Origin of the sequence: Chondrinema litorale (genome assembly GCF_026250525.1) — a bacterium.
Lineage (GTDB): Bacteria > Bacteroidota > Bacteroidia > Cytophagales > Flammeovirgaceae > Chondrinema > Chondrinema litorale.
Genome location: NZ_CP111043.1, coordinates 2,630,010 through 2,646,597, shown reverse-complemented (window position 1 = coordinate 2,646,597; position 16,588 = coordinate 2,630,010). Strand labels below are relative to the sequence as shown.

Below are 16,588 nucleotides of genomic sequence, written 5' to 3'. Positions count from 1 at the left end.
GATTAATCTATAAATTGTTCTGTTTTCTTAGAATACCTTTTCAACTTACCGTTACTATCGAGCTTTCTACCAACTTTAGTCTTCTCTCCAGTTTTAGGATCAACAAGCATTAAGTTGCTTATATGAATACCAGCTTCTGTTTTTTCAACTCCACCTTCAGGACTTTCAGCTGATGGTTTAATGTGCTTGGTAACCAAATTAACTCCTTCAACTATAGCTCTATTTTTCGCTCTTAGAACTTCCAATACCACACCACTCTTACCCTTGTGATTACCTGAAATCACCTCTACTTTATCTCCCTTCTTAATGTGGAATTTCACTTTTTTTACTTTTCCTTTTTCCATAACATTAAAGAACTTCTGGTGCCAAAGAAACGATTTTCATAAATTGCTTTTCTCTTAACTCTCTAGCAACAGGACCAAAAATCCTTGTTCCTCTTGGCTCATTGTTATTATTGAGCAATACAGCAGCGTTATCCTCAAAACGAATGTAAGAACCGTCTTTTCTTCTTACCTCTTTTTTTGTTCTCACTACTACTGCTTTAGAAATTGTACCTTTCTTCAAATTACTTGAAGAAATTGCAGACTTCACAGTCACGACGATTTTATCACCAACTGATGCGTATCTTTTACCAGTCCCGCCGAGTACTCTAATACAAAGCACTTCCTTAGCACCACTATTATCGGCAACATTTAATCTTGATTCTTGCTGTATCATTATAAATTACAAAGCTAAATCGGACAATAATTAATTATTAAACCAATAATTACTTGGCTCTTTCTATAATTTCAACAAGCCTCCATCTTTTTCTCTTACTCAAAGGTCTTGTCTCCATAATTCTCACCCTGTCGCCTATATTACAATCATCCTGAGAATCATGCGCCATAAACTTGGTAGTCTTCTTCATAAACTTACCATATATAGGATGCTTAACTTTTCTCTCAACGGCAACCACAATCGACGACTGCATTTTATTGCTAGTCACTATCCCGATTCTTTCTTTTCTAGAATTTCTTTCCATAAAATCTTTCGATTAAGCCAGAAATTACTTACCGGCAACTTTTATTACTTTCTTAACTTTTGCCAAATTGATTGTGGAATCAAATTTATTATCAGCCATAAATGCCTTTGCATTAAGATTCGTCAAATCTCCAGAACCCGCTTTACCTTTCAAAGCCTCTAAATCTCTTGCATGCAATTCAGTCTTTAATCTCGCCACTAGCCTTCTAACATCTCTGATTTGCATTGGATTTTCTATTGGAGAAATAGCATTACCGAATTTTAATGATTGTAACGCTTTCTCTGAAGACGAAATCTTGTCTTTTAACTCCTCTACTGAAAGAGCTTTAATTTCAGAACTTTTCATAATTAAAATTGATAATCTCTTCTCACAACCATTTTAGTCTTAACCGGAAGCTTTTGAGCAGCTAACCTTAAAGATTCTTTTGCCAATTCGTAACCGATACCATCAGATTCGAAAAGAATAGTTCCAGGTCTAACAGGAGCCACCCAATACTCTGGAGAACCCTTACCTTTACCCATCCTCACCTCTGCCGGCTTCTTCGTGATAGGCTTGTCAGGAAAGATTCTAATCCAAACCTGACCTTCCCTTTTCATTGCACGAGTAATTGCAATCCTAGCTGCTTCAATTTGTCTAGAAGTAATCCATCCAATTTCAAGCGATTTGATACCGAAGCTACCAAAAGCAATCTCACTACCTCTATGAGCCAATCCTCTCACTCTGCCTTTCTGCTGCTTTCTATATTTCGTTCTTTTAGGCTGTAACATAACAAATAATATTATTGATACAATCAATACAAATGTACTGAAGTGCTCTACCTGAAAATTTTAAATTCTTAAATCTTTTAAGAGACTTATACTTATGTCAGATAAGCACAGTATCTCCCGAAATGGACTGCAAAGATAAGGAAGTAAATTTTTATTGCAAACTTTGCAGTAATTATTTTAATAAAAAACAATAATAATTTATCCGACTACTTTCGAGCTATCTAAAACCTCTTTTAGCTTAGAAACTGTGTAGTCAATTTCTTCTGTTGTATTATATTTACTGAATGAGAATCGGATAACTCCTTTTTCACTATTTTTACCCTTTCTCAAAGCATTAATCACATGAGAACCAGCTAATGCTCCACTTGAACACGCACTCCCTCCTGAGGCAGAAATACTAGCTAAGTCAAGATTAAATAACATCATACCATTCGCTGGAGATTCTGGTAAACAAACATTTAATACTGTATATAAACTATTATCAACATCTCCAGAGTTTCCATGAAACTCAACACCTTGAATATTCTCTTGAAGTTGTTGAATCATTCTCCACTTTAAAGACTCAATATGTTTTCTATGATTTTCTAAATCAGATAATGCCAACTCTAATGCTTTAGCAAAACCTACAATTCCATAAACATTCTCAGTTCCCCCACGCATTTCTCTTTCTTGGCCGCCTCCTGTAATGAAAGGAACAGTTCGAGAATCTTTTTTCATATATAAGATACCAACACCTTTAGGCCCATGAAATTTGTGTGCTGATGCTGCAATATAGTTTATCGGAAGTGTTGAAAGATTTATATCAAAATGCCCCACAGTTTGTACCGTGTCTGAATGGAAAATGACTCCGTATTCTTTACAAAGTTCAGAAACCTTTTCAATATCTAAAATATTTCCTATCTCATTATTCCCATGCATTAAAGATACCATCACATCTTTAGAGTCTTTCAATAACTCTTCAAGTTGAATTAGATCTAAATTTCCTTTATCATCAAAATCAATATAAGTTGCTTTAACAACCCCTTTGCGTTCCAACTCTTCCACTGTATGCAATACAGCATGGTGCTCTAATTTACTAGAGATAATATGTTTTACTTTTCCTGTATTTACATTACTTCTAATCGCAGTATTATCCGACTCTGTTCCACCTGATGTAAATATGATTTCGGCAGGAGTTGCATGAAGCAGTTCAGCTACTTTTTTTCTCGATTTCTCAATTGCAGCTTTGATTACCCTGCCATGCGAATGTGTAGATGAAGGGTTTCCAAAATTATTCTCCAAAAAAGGGAGCATCTCTTCAAGAACTCTCTTATCTATACTAGTAGTTGCAGCATTATCTAAATATACTTTCATAACTAAGTCAGTTCGTTTCTGCAAACTTAATAAAAGTGCTGGTTAATTTATGGGCAAAGCATCCTTCTAGCTGCTAGAATTATCATCATTAGAGATTTTCCATTGTTTCTCTTTTACTTTATCCTTAACAATATCAAGTGTTTCTGAAACTACGCTTAAAGCAAATTTATTAAACTTTTCATCCTGACTGGTATGTAGCAATCCATCAAAAACTAATTCAGCTATTTCTTCTACAGCCTTGTCTCGATGATTAGCAATATCTTCTACAGCCTCATTTATTACGTTAAAAACTATATCACTTATAAGTTTCTCTACTCTTGATGTAAGGTAGCTTCCTAAAACAGGCACAAGCTCTAACGTCATTACCTCTTTGTTTTTCTCAAGTGCACGCACCATTAGCTCATCAATGTATTTCTTAATTTCATCTCGATGAAGTTGATAGGTACTACTTAATGCTGCATCTACTCTATCAGACACCCAAGAAGTAATTTCTTCTTTTTGTGGCACCAATACATCTCCTACAATCTTATTTGAAATAGGGCTACCACCTTCTAGCTCAGCTTTTACTCCATCTATTATATTAACTACTACTCTATCTGAGACTTCTTCAAGAAAAATCTGATAATACCTTTTTAATTGCTTGAATAACCACGATTCTGAGAGATTAATTACTCCCATTCTTTCAAGCCTATATACCATAGAAAAAACTCTAAGCACTCTTAAAAACCGAAAGCCACCCAGTGGTATACAGCCCAGTACATCATACCAGTGAATAAAAGGATAAAAAATCCAGCTATGATAGGTTTTTCTATAAATGGCTATTCCCCAGCGAAATAGTAGCTCAGAAATAAAAATGGCGACAAAAACCAAATCAATGATAATAAAGTTTGTATGGATATTTGTATAATACAAATCAAAAAAAACGGGGAGGGAATCTTTGAGAAGATCTTGAATAATTTGATATGTAAAAACCCATTCAAAAACGATTAAGAGCAAATTGGCAGTTACTAGCAAAAGCATTATTATATCCAGTGCAAAAAACTCTAGATCGCTGCTTTTTTTTAACTTACCAATGTTAAACAATGACTTTTTACCCATTTCAGTTAAGTTTTATCTAGATCACCTAAACTGAAGTAAACAACTATTGATTCAGCTTAGGAGCCATATATTTCCAGTAAATAGAATTACTTTTCCCAAAATACTGGCTATTAAACCATTTATCTTCTCGAAGCTTTATAACACTAACACTATTAGCTACATTAGCTTGTTCCTTCTCAGCTCCTCTCACTCTATACCTCAGCGTAACATAAGGAATATTTGCTAAGATGATAAATATAACAAGGAAATGATATTTCCAACGATAAGATAATTCTCCAAAATACTGAATCACAAAAATGCTGATAATAAAAAGTGACGGTACAGCAGTTCGCATTAAAAAATCATTGAAATAACCAATTACATAAAATGGAATAATTAATAAAGTAATAATTGCTCCCCACCATAAATCTTTCCATTGATGCTTAGACGCGTATTTAATGGCAAGAAGGGCATAAATGCCGAATTCTATAAAAAGAAAGACTATAATTTTAGGTAACCAAGATTTACCCGGAATTACCTCCCATATCCAACCACTTTCAGAAATACTATAATGCGCTTTAAAATAAGCACCAGACAATAGTAAAAAAAGCAAACCTCCTACAATATTCTGAAAACTTAAATATGGCTTAATCCCCTTTTTTATCAGAAAGATCACTAAAAAAACGACCAAGCCAAAAGCATTAAAAACTGACCAGATATATGTGAGACTAAATATGAAGACTATGTTTTGTAAACTTTTTCTTTCCCCAAACTCATAAACTATTAAAGCAGTAGCTAACCAAGCACCTAATACATGTTGTGGACACCAAGTCATACTTACCATTGGAGAATAAAACTGCAAAATATTATTATGGACGACTGCTTCATGGGCAATTTCCATCTTGAAAATATGAGCAGAAATTAACTCTCCAGTAAAAATCCATTTTATTGGAATTTTAATGGCTGAGTACAAAAAATCTTGTCCTCCAAAAAATAAGAAAATTAATAAAGTGATGAAAAGTGTATTCTTCTTAGAAAATGTGATTACCCATCTGAGCGTAAGGTATAAACCTGTAAAAGTCCAAAGAAAGATATAAAGATCTGCCAAATAAATACTAGTAAGTTTGGCTAAAAAAGCCGCGGGTAAATAATACGCTAGGTAATAATTAAGGTGAACAAGTCCATTATTTAACTGACTTTCGGGGTAAACAACTGGCCAACTTTCAGTAATCAAGTCTTTTAAAATTCCATAATGTTTATCTACATCACCCTGAAATGTAAAACCACCAATTCCGGAAATAATGCAAATTCCTAATGTTACCAACAACAACACTAACCTTGATGGAATTGATATTTTTTTAATAGAAACCCCTTCAATTTCTGCAAAGGATGCCAATAGCTTATAAAGGCAAATAAAAATTATAATTATTGCAGGAATTGCGATTTCCCACCTAAACCAACCTACAACAAATAGAATATTTGGAATTAATAAATACAGAATTGTATAAACTGATAGTCTGTAAATTTGATTATTAATAAGCTGTTTTAAAGGCACTCTACCCATCTCAATTCTCCAATTTATCTAGCTAAATATTTATAATAAAAAGAATCGTTTCTCCCGAAATACTGAGTATTAAACCAGTTTTCATCAGTAAGTTCGATTAAAATTTTAGAGTTTTGCACTCGTACTCTTGACTCTGAAAATCCATTTTCGACATGAAACTTTGTAAACTCTGGCATATAAGAAGCGATAGTTAACACCTGTGGCAATAACACACCGACTAAGATGACTACCATAATGACTTTTTTATATTTGAACCTATTTTGTTGATAATAGAGAAAAGCCAATAAATTGATTACAAAAATGGATGGAACTGCGGCACGCATTAATAAATCATTCATATAACCTAGTACATACACTGGTAGTAAACTCATAAAAATCAGGCTACTTAGATACAAATATCTCCATTCAGATTTGATGATAAAACTATGAATTACCACAGCGATATAACCAAACTCAAACAATAAAAATAGCATCCATTTAAATGTCAAAGCTTTTAAAGGAATAAACTCCCATAACCATCCTTGCTCACTTACAGAGCTATGTGCCAAATAGAAAAATCCAGTTAAAATTAGAATTACTCCTCCACCCAATATATTTTGCCAAGAAAAAATGCCATTTCTGTTTCTTAGGTAACATGCAAGCATAATTGGAATTAAACCAACTGCATTAAACACTGACCAAATAGGCAAAAAACTCAAAATGAATATGGAATACTTCTGGTTTGATTGACTTAAATAGTTTTTAATTAATACAGAAGTTACTAACCAAGCTCCAATTAAATGCTGCGGTGCCCATGAAATGGCAAAGAAATTTGTTGGGTATCGCAAAACAGTATTATGAAACACACAAACAGTAGAAATCTCTTGTTGAAAAATTTGCCATGCTGAATCGTTATTTTCTAATGAAGCACTTTGCAGAAAAAATTTAAGGAAAGCATAAAGAAAATCTTGCCCTCCTAGAAAAAGCATAAAGCATACAGGCAACCAAATATTTTTATTCCCAGCAAAACAGATAAACCACCTAAAAGAGAGATAAAGACCTAAAGCAGTCCAAATTATAATGTAGTTATCTACTAGTTCTGGTAAAGTAATTTTAGCCAAAAATGCTGGTGGTAAAAAATAGGCAAAATAATAATTGAGAAAAGTAATCTCTGAAGATTGAGTATATATAACTGGCCAATCTAGATACACCAAATCATGCAGCATGGCATAATGCTTCAAAAAATCACCTTGAAATACAAACCCACCAATTCCAGAAAACAAGCAAATAAATAATGCAAATGCAGGTAGTAAAATATGCTTCTTAAGAGAAAAATTTAAAATATTTGGATTAAAAGTAAGATGCAAGTTTCTGAAATATGAGACACAAACTACTATAACAACTACAATAGCTGGAACAACTATTTCAATTTTAAACCAGAATATCAAGAATAAAATAACTGGTAAAATAAGATAACAAACTGAGAATAGTTTCAACAGGTCTGCATTCTGCTGTTGGGCTATTACACCATTCTTTTTTATAGGAAAAACGCTATTCATGCTCCTTTGCAAAATATTTCATAAACAGAGATTCCATTCTTCCGAAATACTGGGTATTAAACCACTCTAAGTCATACAGATTAGTTAATCTGTTAGATTCAGATACTTTTAAGTTATATAATTCATGTAGCGTTGTATGATACTTTCCATATATAATATATCTCGTGCAAGAAAGCAGTATAAGCGAATAGTACAAATACTTAAGTGTGTTTGCTCTGGTAATACTTTTAAGGCTCATCACTACCAATATTACCAGAATATACCACGATGGTGACGAAGCACGCATAGCAAAATCTGCTTGATGACCAATGTAAATAAAAGGTATAAGGCTTAATGAGATAAAAACCACAAAAAACAGAGGCTTAAACTCTTTGTCATTTTTAATAAATGGATAAATACAAATAAGTACAATTCCGAATTTTACTATAATAAATAAAGGCACTTTATAAAGCCCTTCACTGTTTTTATACATCTCCCAAATCCACCTAAAATCTTGCGGATAATGCGCTATATAATACACAGCCATTATTATAAACAAGCACAGACCAGCAACAAAGTTTTCCCAAGTAAAAACACTTTTAATGTTTCTTGAAACTGATAATAATATAATAGGAATAAGCCCTATAGAAACAAAAGGACTCCATAAAAGTGTTAAGCTACCAAGTAGTAAAATAAATCTATTGTCTTTATTTAAATAAGATGATTGCAAAATAATGCCTGTACCTACCCAAGCTCCTAAACTGTGTTGAGGCGCCCACTCGTATTGAGTCATTTGGCAGGCATAGTTAGAACTAAAATTGGCGAAAATTATATCAGTAAGGTAAAGTTCTTTTAGAAGAAAATTCCAATCAAAATTCCATACAAAAATACTCTTAGTAAAAAATCTGATTACAGTGTATACGCTTTCCAGATCACCAAAAAGGAAAAAAAGGAAAATAGCCCACCAGTTTTTAACTCCTCCGATTTTTAAAAACCAATATATAGACAGAAACAAGCCCAGAAAACTCCATGCAAAAGAATAAAATTCGGTAAGGTAGATAGATGTGATTTTGGCCAATAAAGCAGGCGGTAAATACCAGCCAAGGTAGTAGTCTAAAAAAACAGATTCTTTAATGTATTGATGGTTGTGGTAAAAAACTGGCCATTTGTTATTTATTAAATCAAACAAAACAGCATTATGCTTTTCAAAATCAATTAACTGATTCGTGTATCCCCCGATTCCCGAGTACACAGTAACTAGTAAAGAAAGCAGAGCAATTGCCAACAAATACTTCCCTGAGATAGGATTAGAATTATCTTTAAGATTCTTATTAGATTTTAGAAAAGAAATACAGGCAAATATAAGTAAAAGAGCTGCTGGTAAAGCAATATACCAATGCAACCAACCTATTAAAAAAATTAAGCTTGGTAGAAGTAAGTAAACACATGAAACCCCAAAAAAGAGAAAAGTCTGTTGGGATGACGTTTTAATGTTCGATAAAAAAGTTTGCTGTAGAACAGCCATATCAAGTTAAAAAAATATATTTTATTACTTACCCTCTATTAAGGTAGTTTTTATATTATTTTAAACTGAATTATAACTAGTTCATTGTTTTGAAATATTGATAAGAAAAGAATTTATTAGCTTATACTCAGAGTAAATTTAAAGCGATTATTTTTGTGAAATGAGTGAGTTTGAAGAATATCTTGAAAGTAAAAAAATAGATTCAGGTTTATTTAAAAATAGTGAGCCTGAAAGATGGGAAGAATTTAATAAATTATTTTCTCTGGTTAATCCTAAGAGTTTTACCATGCAAAAACTTTTTCTTTTGAATCAGATAAGAAGAAAGTACCATCTGGAACCAAAAGAAGAAACAGCACCTAAACCTGTTAAGAAAAAATTTAAACCAGTAATCCGTAAAAAAGGATAATCTTTTCAGATGCTGTCTCTATTAATCTCTTACTCTCTACCAGTAAAAAGCTTTATTAATTCTGATGCACCTGAATAGGCAGGCAAATAGCCATCCATCACTTTTTCTTTGGTTTCTTGTAAATGCCCTTTAACTGCATCATTTCTATAGAAAAGCTGCATTAATTCATCTTCAATACTTTCTTTCATCCACTCTAAACGCTGCTTTTTTCGGTTTTCAGAAAAATAACCTACTTGCTTTCTTACGTCTACAAACTTCTCAACTTCTTCCCAAACATTATTAATACCTTCTCTTTCTATTGCAGAGCAAGTTATTACGCTACAATGCCAACCATGCTCTTCTTGTCTAAATAAATGTAGTGCATTGGCATATTCTCGCTTGGCTCTCATTGCCTTCTTCTTATTATCGCCATCTGCTTTGTTTATCGTTACACAGTCAGCCATTTCCATAATACCCTTTTTTATCCCTTGTAACTCATCACCAGCACCTGCAAGCATTAGTAATAAGAAAAAGTCTACCATACCCTTTACAGTCGTTTCAGATTGGCCAACACCTACAGTCTCTACTATGATTACATCAAAACCAGCAGCTTCACAAAGCAGCATTGCTTCTCTAGTTTTTCTGGCAACACCACCTATAGAACTTCCTGATGCAGAAGGTCTTATATAAGCATTCGGATGATTAGACAAAGTCTCCATTCTTGTTTTATCACCCATTATACTACCCTTGGTTACCTGGCTACTTGGGTCTACTGCTAAAACAGCAACCTTCAACCCCTTTTCAGCAACCATTTCACCAAACGACTCTATAAAAGTACTTTTACCAACACCAGGTACACCAGTCACTCCAATTCGGATAGTTTTCTCTTTATCTCTAGAAAAATGTCTGATAATTTTTTGTGCGAGTTCGATGTCAGCTGGCAGGTTACTCTCCACTAATGTTATAGCCCGACTTAGAATAAATCTGTTTCCTTCTTTAATTCCAGATACATAGGCTTCTTCAGTAAGTTGTTTCTTCCTCATGACAAGATTATAATTTTTATGTTCATTTCAGCTACAAATCATTACATCCTTCTCAACAAATAGAAAAAATTTCGTTCAAAAGGAAATTTTCACTTTAAGCAGGGAAATTACAAACATCCTAAAATTATGATGAAAAAATTATTTAATTGGACAAATATTTCAGGAACATTTGCTGTATTTCTTTTTATGTGGATGTTAGGAAGTATAGGAGTTCAGTTCGACTTCCTGAATGTATTTGAAGAAGTCTTAAGTGACTACAATCTTACTGATGTTTACTATACAAAAATTCGGAATAACGAAGCAATTCCATTTGACGAAAGAATTGTATTAGTAAATATTGGAGATGCATCTAGAGGAAGAGGTAGTATTGCCGACGAAATAAGTATTTTAAACAAATACAACCCGAAAGTAATAGCCATAGATGCCAAGTTTTTTGGCTTAAAAGAAGATGATCCAATGGGTGACTTCAAGCTGGCAACTGCGATCCAAGAAGCTAATAATTTTATTATGGCCAGTGAGTTTGCAGTAACATCCGATACTTCAACCGGATGGGATACATTATATACTCCACCACCACTTTTTTCTCAAAATGCTCAAACTGCCTTTGTAAATGTAGGTAATCTTGAATTCGGTGACTTTACTACATGGCGTACCATTCCAGTAAAAGAAACAACAAAAAAAGGAAAAAAAGAACCTTGCTTTCCTGTAAAAATAGCAGAAGTATATAATGAAAAAGCTGCTCAAAAGTTCCTTGCAAGGGGAAATGAAATAGAAAACATCTACTTTAAAGGAAATCTGGACAAGTTCACAAAACTGGATGTAGACGATGTACTAAAAGAGAACTTTATACCAGAACTCATAAAAGATAAAATCGTAATTATGGGTTACATGGGTGATCATTACACTGATTACTACTTCGATGAAGATAAATTCTATACTCCTTTAAATGAAAAACAAGTAGGCAGAGGTACCCCTGATATGTTTGGTGTTGTAGTTCATGCAAATGTAGTTTCCATGATTTTAGATGAGAACTACATAAATGAAATGCCAGCATACATTGGGTATATCATCGCAATCATTTTATGTTATTTAAATGTAGCTCTATTTGCATATATACTTGATAACAAAAAGCTTTCTCCTTATTACGGACTTACTAAAATCATTCAGTTGATAGAAGTCCTCATAATACTGACAATTAGTATATTTTCTTTTGCTCTTTTTAATTATAAAGTTGATTTAACACTAGTTTTTCTCGTTATCATACTAGCAGGCGATTTAACTGAAATCTATATCGATATCATTCTGGTAAGTCTTAGTAAAATCTCATTTATCAGAAAACTTTCATTAAAACCAAATTCATTAAATGCATCATAAAATGAAAATAACAGGATTCAGATTCTCAGTTACTACCCTAATACTACTTCTTAGCTCAATAGGTGCATTCGCACAATTTATGGTACTTGGAGCTAAAGGTGATAATAAAGTAGATGGCCAACCACTCAAAGTAGGTGCGTTATTACAATCTAACCAAACTATTACAATTGGTAATGGCGCTTATCTTGGTCTAGCTCATACAAGCAAAAAAACCATTGAGCTTAACAAAGCCGGAACGTATAAAATAAGTGATCTTGAAACAAAATTAGCTGCGGCTGACAATGATCTTACTAATAGATATGCAGATTTCGTAATTAATGAGCTTACCTCAAAAGATGGAAACTCTACCAGATTTAATACAAGTGCAAAAACTGGATCTGTAACCAGAGATGTAAGCAAGCTACCTTTATTATTTGCAATGCCAGTAGATGAAAACGGTATTAGTAAAACCAGCAAAGTTTTAGCAGATACAAAAATCACCATCAAATGGTTTGTGAATAACTTTGACGAAGTAAAAGAAGATGATATTCAAAGCTATGTTTTCACCGTAAAAGATGGCTCTCCTGATAATATTGGAAATATAATTTTCGAAACAAATACTTCTGATAAAAAAGTAACAATTGATCTCTCTGATAGTAAATTCAAAAGAAACAAGACTTTAATTTATCAGGTTGAAGCTGTGACTAAAAACGGCAAGAAAAAAATTACAAGCCCAGAAGCAATGCTTCAAAAATTGAAAAGCAAAGAAAATTATTTAATTGCTGAAGAACTTAACAAATTACCACAAGAAGAAACTGCAATTAATAAATTAATTAAAGCGAAATTCTTTGAAGAAAAAGGCTTGATTGCAAATGCAATTAATATGTATGAAGAAGCTCTTGCAATTTCAGATGTACCACAATATTCATCTTACTACACTGAATTCTTGACTTTTTATGGTTTAGTAAAAAAAGAATCAGTAACGGCAAGTACTTCTACAGAAGATTAAGTTATACCTACAAAAATACATTTATAAGCCCGTTTATACGGGCTTTTTTTTATCTCTAAAAATAAGATAAAAACCTCCTAGAGATATTACAATTAACAACAAAATCATCCAACTACTCCAGTTAGATGACCAGTTTTCAATACCTGAACTTGCCAGATAATGTAATTGAATGCCTGTCCATAATGCTAGTAATGTTCTTGGTAACATACCGAACAAGCTCCCTAGCAAAAATCTATCGACACGAACATTTCCAATAGATAGTAAGAAGTTACCTACTGCAAATGGAATTACGGGAGATATTTTGGTGAAGAATACAGCAAATAACTCATTACCTTGAAGCCTTTCATAAACTTTTGAAAGCTTTTCATCTTCTTCTATAGACTTAATGAAGTTACCCTTATCTATAATTTTTGCTGTGAAATACCCAACTAAAGAAGCTAGCATATAAGAGATAACTAGTGGTAAAACTGCAGGCCAAGCTAAAACATAGCCACTAATTATACTTATAAAGGTGGTAGGTGTTAGGCCAAACGCCATACTAAATACACTGAGTGTATAAAACATTAAAATTAATTCAGTTGATATCTCAGCGTATTTTTCAGCATAATAATAAGCTGTTGAGCCCATTATTCCACTAATAGAAACAGACAGAACTAGCAATAAAGTAATATAAATACTGGAAGCTTTGTTTCTATTCAGGATTTTTAAAAGTGATATCATTAAAACTCTATTAACTATTCTTCTAAATAGAGTTCGAGTAGCCCATCTGGTAATAAGGTATGAACAACCTGCTTTTCTTTATCTACTTGCTTTACAATATCCTCTGTAATAGGAATTAGAACTTCTTTACCTTGATGGATTAGTGCAATAAGGGTATTATTATTTATATCATAAATATTTTCTATTAAACCCAAAGCTCCCTTTTGCTCATCAACAATCGAAAAGCCTACAAGATCATGCAGAAAAAACTCATCATCATCTAATTCTGGAAGTACTTCTAGAGGTAAAAACAACTTACAGCTTTTTAATTTTCCCGCAGAATCAGGATCATCTACTTCTTCCAGTTTTAATATAAACTTATCATTAAGAGGAGAAACGTATTCTACTATATATGGAATCAGGTTATCCTTACTTTCAACAAATATTGCATCAATATTTAGATATCTATCAGGATCATCTGCATCAAAAACAACTGTAAGTTCCCCGTCCAAACCACGAGGCTTTACAACATAACCTAATTCAAAACAATCATCTTTTCTCATTCACTTATGCCATTTTAGGTTTCTTACTTATATTCTTTTTAGACTTACTAGAATTAAAAGATTTACTATTTTCTTCTTTTAAGTCTGAAAACCTTCTATATATGGCAATACAAAAACCTATGCTCATCACAATTGTACCTATCCATAGTATATTTATAAATGGCTTTTCAATAGCTTTCATAATCACCCAATCTTTCTGAGTAGTTTGAGCTACTAATGTAAATTTACCTGATTGAGGATCAATTTTTTCGAACTGCATTTTTAGTCCCAAATCATATAAGATATCAGGAATCATTCCCACCTGTCTGTCTTTGATTACATAGATTGGCTGAACATCAAAATTTCTTTCTCCACCTAATACTCTTATTTCAGCTTTTACAGCTACATCACCTTCGTTTAAATCAACCTCAACCAAATCGTTGGTTCTCACTACATTATCCAATACAGCGATAAAATCATTTACTATAAAAGTATCTCCAACAGATAAAGTGAATTTCTCAGGCTCACTCCATTCTGTTTCAGACTCAGGATCAGGAATATTGGTCACGTGAGTATAAAGATCACTACCTAAGAAAGAACGAATATCAGGAGAAGGCACAAAACCCATTTGTGGGTTATTCTGAAGTCTTGGATATAATGAAAATCTTTTTCCGTTTTGCTTCACATATTCAATTTCATAATAAGTATTTTCATTGTATATGTGAATTGTATCTCCTTTTTTGTGATAGGTTTCCCCCTTATATACAAGGTCTTTGGTGATAACTGCTTTTGTTACATCATTTGTTGGTAACAAAATTTCTTTATCAATATAATCAGGGAACTCATCAGACTCCATTCTAGGGCCTTTATAAGTCAGTGTATAGCCATATTTAGCATTCGGATCATTTACATCATTTACCTGATTCACACTACTATAATCTAGCATTCTCTGAGGCTGATTTCTGAATAACAATAAGTTTTCCTTATTCATTTCTTCAGAAAACTCTCTGTTGTAAAGCAAGCCAGTAGTATTTAGTGAAATCACTTTTGAATAGCCTGATGAAAAAAGAATTCCCAGTAACATTAATGCTATACCTATGTGAGTTATAGCACCTCCAGTTAACTGAACTTTTTGTTTTGCCAACCTAATTAATACAGTAATATTAGAAATTACTGAATAAATTGAAGCTGTTAGCAATACGATATAAATAATATTGGTAATCTTTAATATCAGTATTACTAATGAAGATAAAAGTAGAGTAATGATTACCGGCAAAGTAAGCGTACTCATTAACCTCTCCTTATCCATTTTTTGCCACCAAAAGAATTGCCCCGTTCCAGAAAGTAATGCGATTACTACTCCAAACCAAAGCTGGAACTTAGTATAAAACTCGACTTGATCTGCAGGAGGTGCCATATTAGAAGTACCTCCGAAAAACTCTATAAATGCATTATAAACTGGAATTGAAGTAGGCACAAAAACCTGAAAAGAAGCTAAACATAAAACTGTAGCTCCCATAAAAATCCAGAACTCTCGGCTATAAGTAGTAATTTCTTCTTCTGTTGTTGGTAACTCTTTCCATGCTTTAACCAGAAAGAAAACAGATACACCAACAAAAGCCAGTAAATATATAAGTAGCTGACCTGATAGTCCTAAATCAGTAAATGAGTGAACAGATGCCTCGCCTAAAACACCACTTCTTGTTAAGAAAGTAGCATATAGTACTAAGATGAAACTTGTAATTACCAGAATCATCGAAGCTTTAAGCGCAGTATCTTTTCGTTTGAAGGTAATCATTACGTGAATTGCTCCAACCAACACTAACCAAGGTATGTACACCGCATTTTCTACAGGATCCCAGTTCCAATATCCACCAAAGTTTAATGTCTCATATGCCCAGTAGGCACCCATCATAATACCAATTCCTAAAATAACTGCGGCAACTTGAGCCCAAGGCAATGCAGGTTTTACCCATTCTTTATAAAGACCTTCTTTTAAACCAGCAATACAATATGCAAAAGGAACAAGGGTAAGTGCAAATCCAAGGAACAATGTAGGCGGGTGAATTACCATCCAATAATTCTGTAACAGTGGATTTAAGCCTGTACCATCTTCTGGAATAAAATTAGGATCGCTTGCAAATATTGGCGCATCCATCACATCTCTTAGTAAAGCAAATGGAGAACTACCAACCTTAATATCTACTAGTACAATTCCTAAAATCATAGAAACCAAAAAAGCCTGTACTAATGCAAAAACAGACATTACATTCAGTTCCCATTTATTACCATATCTTATAAGGAAGAACCCGAGTAATACATGCCAGAAAATCCACAACAAGAAGCTACCTTCTTGACCTTCCCAGAAACAGGAGATCATATAGTGAGTAGGCAAATTATTAGAAGAATGGCTCCAAGCGTAGTGGTATTCGTAGTAATGGTTATAGATTATGTAGAATAAGCTGGCTACAATAGTAAAAACAGCTAAACCATGAATATAAAAAGCTCCTCGTGCATAACTTTTCCAGCTTTTTATCAATTCGGCATCTTGTAGCTTGGATGCATAACCATAACTGAAAGCTGAAACCAAAGCCGTTATGAATGCTATTATGACTGAGTAGTGTCCTAGATTACCTACAAAGGTATGTATCATTAATATGGTCTTTAGAAATTAATAAGTTGTACAAAAATACTAAACAACCTCACTGTTTTCAAATAATGTTTCAATTGAGT

17 protein-coding genes are annotated in these 16,588 nt (G+C 33.1%); 3 read left to right on the top strand and 14 right to left on the bottom strand.

All coding sequences use genetic code 11. The features are described from left to right. Positions 1–2 precede the first annotated feature (2 nt). The 10 genes from rplX to OQ292_RS10920 all read right to left on the bottom strand — a co-directional run bounded on the left by rplX (position 3) and on the right by OQ292_RS10920 (position 8,701). Positions 3–344 carry a 50S ribosomal protein L24 gene (gene rplX, locus OQ292_RS10965; protein WP_284682170.1) on the bottom strand — a complete coding sequence of 114 codons (342 nt, stop codon included), beginning with the start codon at positions 342–344 and terminating at the stop codon, positions 3–5. Positions 345–348: 4 nt separating this feature from the next. Beyond that, entirely contained in the window at positions 349–717 is a 369-nt protein-coding gene (gene rplN / locus OQ292_RS10960; protein ID WP_284682169.1) for a 50S ribosomal protein L14, read from the bottom strand. A gap of 49 nt (positions 718–766) precedes the next feature. Continuing rightward, positions 767–1,021: a 30S ribosomal protein S17 gene (rpsQ, locus tag OQ292_RS10955; protein WP_284682168.1), complete on the bottom strand. Its 255-nt coding sequence runs from the start codon at positions 1,019–1,021 to the stop codon at positions 767–769. 24 nt (positions 1,022–1,045) lie between these two features. Next, positions 1,046–1,366, bottom strand: coding sequence for a 50S ribosomal protein L29 (gene rpmC / locus OQ292_RS41015; protein ID WP_348970575.1), 321 nt, complete (start codon positions 1,364–1,366; stop codon positions 1,046–1,048). 2 nt (positions 1,367–1,368) lie between these two features. Beyond that, positions 1,369–1,788, bottom strand: coding sequence for a 50S ribosomal protein L16 (gene rplP, locus OQ292_RS10945; protein ID WP_284682167.1), 420 nt, complete (start codon positions 1,786–1,788; stop codon positions 1,369–1,371). Between the two features lie 198 nt (positions 1,789–1,986). Next, positions 1,987–3,141: a cysteine desulfurase family protein gene (locus tag OQ292_RS10940; RefSeq protein WP_284682166.1), complete on the bottom strand. Its 1,155-nt coding sequence runs from the start codon at positions 3,139–3,141 to the stop codon at positions 1,987–1,989. Between the two features lie 66 nt (positions 3,142–3,207). Further along, positions 3,208–4,239, bottom strand: coding sequence for a hypothetical protein (locus OQ292_RS10935; RefSeq protein WP_284682165.1), 1,032 nt, complete (start codon positions 4,237–4,239; stop codon positions 3,208–3,210). A gap of 43 nt (positions 4,240–4,282) precedes the next feature. Further along, positions 4,283–5,782 (bottom strand): hypothetical protein, encoded by a 1,500-nt coding sequence (locus OQ292_RS10930; RefSeq protein WP_284682164.1) that lies wholly within the window; start codon positions 5,780–5,782, stop codon positions 4,283–4,285. Between the two features lie 14 nt (positions 5,783–5,796). Beyond that, positions 5,797–7,320 carry a hypothetical protein gene (locus OQ292_RS10925; RefSeq protein WP_284682163.1) on the bottom strand — a complete coding sequence of 508 codons (1,524 nt, stop codon included), beginning with the start codon at positions 7,318–7,320 and terminating at the stop codon, positions 5,797–5,799. Next, on the bottom strand, positions 7,313–8,701 hold the full coding sequence (locus OQ292_RS10920) for a hypothetical protein (RefSeq protein WP_284682162.1): 1,389 nt from the start codon (positions 8,699–8,701) through the stop codon (positions 7,313–7,315). The genes OQ292_RS10925 and OQ292_RS10920 overlap by 8 nt, the downstream gene beginning before the upstream one ends. Positions 8,702–8,984: 283 nt before the next feature. Here OQ292_RS10920 and OQ292_RS10915 point away from each other — a divergent pair, with 283 nt between their 5' ends. Beyond that, on the top strand, positions 8,985–9,230 hold the full coding sequence (locus OQ292_RS10915; RefSeq protein WP_284682161.1) for a hypothetical protein: 246 nt from the start codon (positions 8,985–8,987) through the stop codon (positions 9,228–9,230). Positions 9,231–9,259: 29 nt separating this feature from the next. Here OQ292_RS10915 and meaB read toward each other — a convergent pair whose 3' ends face one another. Beyond that, positions 9,260–10,252 (bottom strand): methylmalonyl Co-A mutase-associated GTPase MeaB, encoded by a 993-nt coding sequence (meaB, locus tag OQ292_RS10910; RefSeq protein ID WP_284682160.1) that lies wholly within the window; start codon positions 10,250–10,252, stop codon positions 9,260–9,262. Positions 10,253–10,378: 126 nt separating this feature from the next. Between meaB and OQ292_RS10905 the strand changes: the two genes are divergently transcribed. Beyond that, entirely contained in the window at positions 10,379–11,626 is a 1,248-nt protein-coding gene (locus tag OQ292_RS10905; protein ID WP_284682159.1) for a CHASE2 domain-containing protein, read from the top strand. A gap of 1 nt (position 11,627) precedes the next feature. Further along, positions 11,628–12,614, top strand: coding sequence for a hypothetical protein (locus OQ292_RS10900; protein ID WP_284682158.1), 987 nt, complete (start codon positions 11,628–11,630; stop codon positions 12,612–12,614). A gap of 33 nt (positions 12,615–12,647) precedes the next feature. On the opposite strand, the gene OQ292_RS10895 is transcribed toward OQ292_RS10900, so the two are convergent. The 3 genes from OQ292_RS10895 to ccsA are packed head-to-tail and all read right to left on the bottom strand — an operon-like array spanning position 12,648 to position 16,508. Further along, positions 12,648–13,334: a TVP38/TMEM64 family protein gene (locus OQ292_RS10895; RefSeq protein WP_284682157.1), complete on the bottom strand. Its 687-nt coding sequence runs from the start codon at positions 13,332–13,334 to the stop codon at positions 12,648–12,650. Between the two features lie 14 nt (positions 13,335–13,348). Further along, positions 13,349–13,876: a ribosome maturation factor RimM gene (gene rimM / locus OQ292_RS10890; RefSeq protein ID WP_284682156.1), complete on the bottom strand. Its 528-nt coding sequence runs from the start codon at positions 13,874–13,876 to the stop codon at positions 13,349–13,351. 4 nt (positions 13,877–13,880) lie between these two features. Further along, a complete protein-coding gene (ccsA, locus tag OQ292_RS10885) occupies positions 13,881–16,508 on the bottom strand; it encodes a cytochrome c biogenesis protein CcsA (protein WP_284682155.1) in 2,628 nt (875 codons plus the stop codon). Between the last annotated feature and the right edge of the window lie 80 nt (positions 16,509–16,588).

Bases quoted from the DNA above. Each gene is read 5' to 3' on its own strand.
- rplX (WP_284682170.1), bottom strand. From the start codon at position 344: ATGGAAAAAGGAAAAGTAAAAAAAGTGAAATTCCACATTAAGAAGGGA.
- rplN (WP_284682169.1), bottom strand. From the start codon at position 717: ATGATACAGCAAGAATCAAGATTAAATGTTGCCGATAATAGTGGTGCT.
- rpsQ (WP_284682168.1), bottom strand. From the start codon at position 1,021: ATGGAAAGAAATTCTAGAAAAGAAAGAATCGGGATAGTGACTAGCAAT.
- rpmC (WP_348970575.1), bottom strand. From the start codon at position 1,366: ATGAAAAGTTCTGAAATTAAAGCTCTTTCAGTAGAGGAGTTAAAAGAC.
- rplP (WP_284682167.1), bottom strand. From the start codon at position 1,788: ATGTTACAGCCTAAAAGAACGAAATATAGAAAGCAGCAGAAAGGCAGA.
- OQ292_RS10940 (WP_284682166.1), bottom strand. From the start codon at position 3,141: ATGAAAGTATATTTAGATAATGCTGCAACTACTAGTATAGATAAGAGA.
- OQ292_RS10935 (WP_284682165.1), bottom strand. From the start codon at position 4,239: ATGGGTAAAAAGTCATTGTTTAACATTGGTAAGTTAAAAAAAAGCAGC.
- OQ292_RS10930 (WP_284682164.1), bottom strand. From the start codon at position 5,782: ATGGGTAGAGTGCCTTTAAAACAGCTTATTAATAATCAAATTTACAGA.
- OQ292_RS10925 (WP_284682163.1), bottom strand. From the start codon at position 7,320: ATGAATAGCGTTTTTCCTATAAAAAAGAATGGTGTAATAGCCCAACAG.
- OQ292_RS10915 (WP_284682161.1), top strand. From the start codon at position 8,985: ATGAGTGAGTTTGAAGAATATCTTGAAAGTAAAAAAATAGATTCAGGT.
- meaB (WP_284682160.1), bottom strand. From the start codon at position 10,252: ATGAGGAAGAAACAACTTACTGAAGAAGCCTATGTATCTGGAATTAAA.
- OQ292_RS10905 (WP_284682159.1), top strand. From the start codon at position 10,379: ATGATGAAAAAATTATTTAATTGGACAAATATTTCAGGAACATTTGCT.
- OQ292_RS10900 (WP_284682158.1), top strand. From the start codon at position 11,628: ATGAAAATAACAGGATTCAGATTCTCAGTTACTACCCTAATACTACTT.
- OQ292_RS10895 (WP_284682157.1), bottom strand. From the start codon at position 13,334: ATGATATCACTTTTAAAAATCCTGAATAGAAACAAAGCTTCCAGTATT.
- rimM (WP_284682156.1), bottom strand. From the start codon at position 13,876: ATGAGAAAAGATGATTGTTTTGAATTAGGTTATGTTGTAAAGCCTCGT.
- ccsA (WP_284682155.1), bottom strand. From the start codon at position 16,508: ATGATACATACCTTTGTAGGTAATCTAGGACACTACTCAGTCATAATA.